The organism is Terriglobales bacterium (assembly GCA_035651655.1).
Lineage (GTDB): Bacteria > Acidobacteriota > Terriglobia > Terriglobales > Acidobacteriaceae > DASRFG01.
Genome location: DASRFG010000027.1, coordinates 1 through 4,882, shown reverse-complemented (window position 1 = coordinate 4,882; position 4,882 = coordinate 1). Strand labels below are relative to the sequence as shown.

The following is a 4,882-nucleotide window of genomic DNA, read 5'->3' as shown; positions in this document are numbered from 1 at the left end:
GGCAAGGTCTACGTCGCGGGCAAGACTGAGTTGGCAATCTTTGGGCTGCTTCCTTAGTGTGGTGTAACTGAAGTTTGGGAAAAGTTTCGCGGCTTTGGAACCGCTTGGCTCGCATCCGGGCCGAGCGGGCCCTCCCAATTTTCTCGAATCGCTGCGGGACCTGCGAATGGGGTATACCGCTATACAGGGAAATTCATGCGACGCAGCAAGTCCTGGAAGCACGGATCTTGGCGTAAGGGGTCGAGCCGAGGATCTATCTTCATGAAGGCTAGGAAAGATGCTCGCTCCTGGTAAGCGCTTTCCAAACACCGCAGGGCTTCGTCTTTTCTATCCAGCGCTGTATAAACCCGACCCATCAAATACGGTGATACGTACTGTCGTTTCGATAGCTCCAGCAACTTGTCTAATATCCTTTGAGCGTCCTGTGTGTGGCCAGCGCCTGCGTAAGCCTCGCTGAGGGAGGCGAGATAGAGAGTAGAGTTCGGCGAAAGCTGAACCGCTTTTTGCAGTGCGCTGATGGCAGCCTCATGGATAGGCTTACACAGATATATCCACCCCAGTAAACCATGCGCGTGGAAGAAACTTGCATCCAAGCCCAGCGTCTTCTCCGTCTCCTCGATCGCCTGATCGTAGCGGCGGGCCATCCAATAAACAAATCCTAAAGCCCACTGGAAAACGATGGAAAGCGGATCCAGCCGAATGGCCCGTTTGACCTCTGTGTAGCTCTCTTCATATCGTCCCATGAGTCCCAAAAAAAACCCAAACCACTCGTGGGCTGTGGAGTAACGAGGATTCAGTTCAATCGCCCGCTCAAACTCTCTTTCGGCAGCCACGAAATCGTGGTCATACCACATGTTGACCCACGCTAAGGATGTATGGGCTTCTGCTAGACTAGGGTCCATTTCAAGCGCGTGCAGCGCCAGCGTCTTGGCTTTTCCGCAACCTTGATCCGGCGAAACAAAGCCGAACGCAGTAAGCGCGGAGAGACAATCAGCCAGCCCTGCGTAAGCCGCAGCATATTCTGGATCCTTGGCAATGGCTTCCTGGAAGCACTCGACGCCCTTTGGGAGTCCGTCTCCGCTGCGCCGGTTCCAGTGATAACGGCCTTTAAGATAGGCCTCGTATGCTTCGGGATTCACAGAACGCGTTTGCGCGAATTGTAACTGCTCCTGTGGGGTCACCTTGACCCTGACTTCCCGTGCGATTGCCTGGGCTACCTCTGACTGCAGGCCCAACACATCGCGCAAGGGACGCTCGTAACTTTCAGCCCAAAGGTGCGCCTCCTTCATTGGATCAATGAGGTGTGCCGTGATACGCACCCGATCCCCTGCACGCAGCACGCCTCCTTCTACGATTGCGTCTACCATTAATTCCCGGGCAATCTCACTTAGGGGCCTGCGGACACCCTTGTACACCATAGCGGACGCGCGTGAAACCACCCGCAGCTCGCCAATTTTAGCCAGAGCAGTAGTCAGCGCCTCGGTCAGTCCTTCGGCGAAGTATTCCTGCTGGGGATCATGCGAAAGGTTTTCTAACGGCAGGACCGCCAGGGACCGAATACGTGGAGCATCGCGCTCGATCGTACCAACAAAGCGATAGCCCCGGCGAGGCAGGGTCTCGATATAGCGCGGCGTGTCGGCAGTATCACCCAAGGCTTCTCGGAGACGCCTAATGGCATTGCTGATACCGTGGTCAAAGTCGACGAAGGTGTCCGAAGGCCAGATCTTCCGCCGGAGCTCCTCCCGGCTGACGATTTCACCGGGACGATCTAACAGAATTTGTAAAATCTGGAAGGGCTGATCCTGGAGCTTGATCCTGGCACCCTGTTTGCACAATTCTCCAGCGTGATCCAGTTCAAAGGGGCCGAACCGGACTGTCCGCTGCAATGGGCGCACATCCCGCATGGCATCCCGCTCCCAGCGTTCAGGCCCAGAGTTTAGCACTAGTTATTTCCGTCCAACAGCTCAGATCTCCCGGCCTCGGTAAACCCGGAGCGACACAAGTGCAAACCAGGAGATACACGCGGTATTTACTTGTCTTCGCGCTTTTGTCATAACGCCATACGAACGGGGTGAGGTTTAGATCCGCTTCTGAGTGTGGGGCATTGTCAAGAACTCTGCTAACCCTGAAAGCCACAAGCGAGCCGACGGGTCACTCAGCCTCGCAAGGCCTGCTATCTCGAGCTTGCTGACTCGTAATCAGTGAAGGAGGACCAACCCAATGAAGATCGTGAAGACTCTCACCGTGCTAATGCCTTTCCTGCTTGCGCTGCTTCCTGGTGCCCACGCCCTGTGCAGCACCGCTACCGCCGCCGGTACTTACGGCTTCACCACCTCGGGAACACTTTACTTGCCAGGGCCTGTGCCGGTAGGAGCAGTGGGTTCTATCATCTTCGACCTGAACGGTAATGCCACCGGAAGCCAAGATAGAAGCGTGGGCGGAGCCATTGCCCACGAAGCGATAAGCGGAACGTTTAGTGTCGAGCCTAATTGTTCGATTACTGTCGATGCGAATGTTTACGACGGCAATGGCAACCTCGTCCGCAGTTCGAGGATTCCAGGGAGTGCTCATCAATAACGGAAAGCAGATTCGGGCGATTTTCCTGTCGGTGGTACTACCCAACAACGTAAGTTTGCCGTCGGTACTGATGGTCGACGTGTCGCGGTTCTAGTGGTCTCGCGCCAACAACCTTCCTGGTCCGTTGTAGGGGCTAGGTTCAACCAAAAATATTGGGTTGAAGCTTTGCATTCGCGGCGCTTGCTTACGATCGAAGCTAAGAAGGTATAGCTCCACGAAGTTCGTATCGAGCGCCAATCTAGAAAGGAGTCGCCCGTGCCTCGGAAAGTGTTCATTTCAACTTTGTTCACTCTGTTATGCCTTGCTCAAGTCGCGGTTGCAAACACGGTCGACTTCAAACCAGCGCACAATTATCCCGTAGGTACTAATCCCATCGCCGTGATCGCGGGAGACTTCAATGACGATGGTAACAGGGACCTAGCGGTGGCGAACTCCGGTGATGCCAGCATCGGTGATAACGGTGGCGTGAGCGTTTTGATGGGTATCGGCGACGGAACTTTTCAGGCTCAGCTGAACTTCACGGCCGGACGAAACCCGTCTGGAATGGCAGGCGGAGATTTCAACGGAGACGGTAAAGGTGATCTAGTCGTGGTTCGTGCCGGTGATTCGAGTGTTGGGGATAATGGCGATTTAACTATCTTCATCGGTAATGGCAATGGCACCTTTAGAAAGGGAGCTGTTCTGACGCCTGGTCGTAACCCTTCCTCGATCGCGACTTTTGACTCCAACAGTGACCATAAGCTGGACTTAGCAGTCACAAACAGCGGCGTGGTTAGTGTTCTGTTGGGAAACGGAGACGGAACTTTTCAGCCACATGTTGATTATGGATCCAATTTGGGGAGTCCAGTTTTTGTTGCGGATTTCAATCTCGACGGCAGAGCCGATCTTGTGGTCGGACTATTCAAAAATTTGAGCTCGTTGTCGGTGTCGATTTTGGGCGGCAACGGCGATGGGTCTTTCCAAGCCCCTGCTGCAGTGCCCGCGACGGCAGGAGCCTACCCAGGAGGTTATCCCGTTCTGTTGGCCACTGGTGACATGAATGGCGATGGCAATGAGGACTTAGTGGCGCGAGGGCCCTCTCATCTTTGTGGAACCTTCCCAGCAATCAAGTCTTGCCCGGGACCGATTGGCCTATTTCTGGGCAATGGCGACTTCACTTTCCAAACGGCCCTTCCTGCGACCATCAGTGTCGAATCAACATCTGACCTCAACGGTGATGGGAAGCTTGACCTAGTTGGATGGGCATTCGTGAACCAGACGCGCCAGAGTGCAGTTTCGTTGGGAAATGGAGAAGGAAGCTTCCAGGCGCCCTTAACCTTCGCGACAGGCGCGAATACCACTCTCGGCGCGATCGTGGCGGCGATAGTGGATTTGAACGGAGACAACGCACCGGAATTGATCGCAACGTCGCCTTCAGACAACGCGATTGCGGTATTACTAAATGCCACCGGTTCTGACTTCTCCATCTCCGTCGCTCCGCCTACTCCGAATGACTTGAGCCCCGGTGAAAACGCCACTGCCGCCATTTCGCTGAGCCTGCTCAACGCGTTCAACAGCCCAGTGTCCCTAGCCTGCTCGGTGCAGCCCGCTCAAGCCGGATCACCGACGTGCTCGTTAAATTCGAACTCGATCACCTTTGATTCCAACGGAAAAGCGAGTGCGATACTGACCATAACCGCAGGATCGAGAGCAGCTTCATTTCACTCTCTTGGATTTGGCCGTGAGTCAACCAAGGCTGGCATGCTGTGGTTGCCTATAGCTGGATTCGCGTTTATAGGGACTGGCGTCGGCATGGGGCTTTCCAATAGACGATGCATACTGGCGGCCCTGATCCGTGTGACCCTTTTCTTTGGATTAGTTTCGCAGCTGGCCTGCGGCGGAGGAAGTGGTGGTTCGAGGTCGGCCACCTACATTGTTTCGATTACAGGTACGTCGGGAACCGCTCAACATTCCACGACTACTACGCTTCGCGTGCAGTAGTCGGAAGAGAATCGTTAGAAAAATGCCCACGCTTACGATTCTGAGATCCTCTAGACCCATTCGATGAAATGGATGAAAAAGTCGATCGAAAGTTGATTGTTGACACAGCGGGCCCTGCGTATTTGCGAAGAGATTAGCAGAGCCTAGACGAATTGCCGCGCTTGGCGACCCTACGGGCGAGTTGGTCGGCAAACCGGAACTTGTCCACCTCACGGCTATCCGACATCGCGGGCCGGTAGCCACTTCGCTCTTCACACAGCTTGCTGGCGGCGACTCTGACGTTGCTGTCTCGCGCCTTCCAGCTTTCGGTCGCGCTCAGTGTGAA

Annotated in this window: 4 protein-coding genes; 2 read left to right on the top strand and 2 right to left on the bottom strand. The window is 54.8% G+C overall.

The window, feature by feature from the left end; all coding sequences use genetic code 11:
* Positions 1-179 precede the first annotated feature (179 nt).
* On the bottom strand, positions 180-1,943 hold the full coding sequence (locus tag VFA76_13745; protein HZR32903.1) for a winged helix-turn-helix domain-containing protein: 1,764 nt from the start codon (positions 1,941-1,943) through the stop codon (positions 180-182).
* Positions 1,944-2,220: 277 nt separating this feature from the next.
* Between VFA76_13745 and VFA76_13740 the strand changes: the two genes are divergently transcribed.
* Positions 2,221-2,577 carry a hypothetical protein gene (locus VFA76_13740; GenBank protein ID HZR32902.1) on the top strand — a complete coding sequence of 119 codons (357 nt, stop codon included), beginning with the start codon at positions 2,221-2,223 and terminating at the stop codon, positions 2,575-2,577.
* Between the two features lie 255 nt (positions 2,578-2,832).
* A complete protein-coding gene (locus VFA76_13735; protein HZR32901.1) occupies positions 2,833-4,557 on the top strand; it encodes a VCBS repeat-containing protein in 1,725 nt (574 codons plus the stop codon).
* 133 nt (positions 4,558-4,690) lie between these two features.
* On the opposite strand, the gene VFA76_13730 is transcribed toward VFA76_13735, so the two are convergent.
* On the bottom strand, positions 4,691-4,882 hold a 192-nt coding region (locus tag VFA76_13730), incomplete at its 5' end, for a hypothetical protein (GenBank protein ID HZR32900.1).

Bases quoted from the DNA above. Each gene is read 5' to 3' on its own strand.
- VFA76_13740 (HZR32902.1), top strand. From the start codon at position 2,221: ATGAAGATCGTGAAGACTCTCACCGTGCTAATGCCTTTCCTGCTTGCG.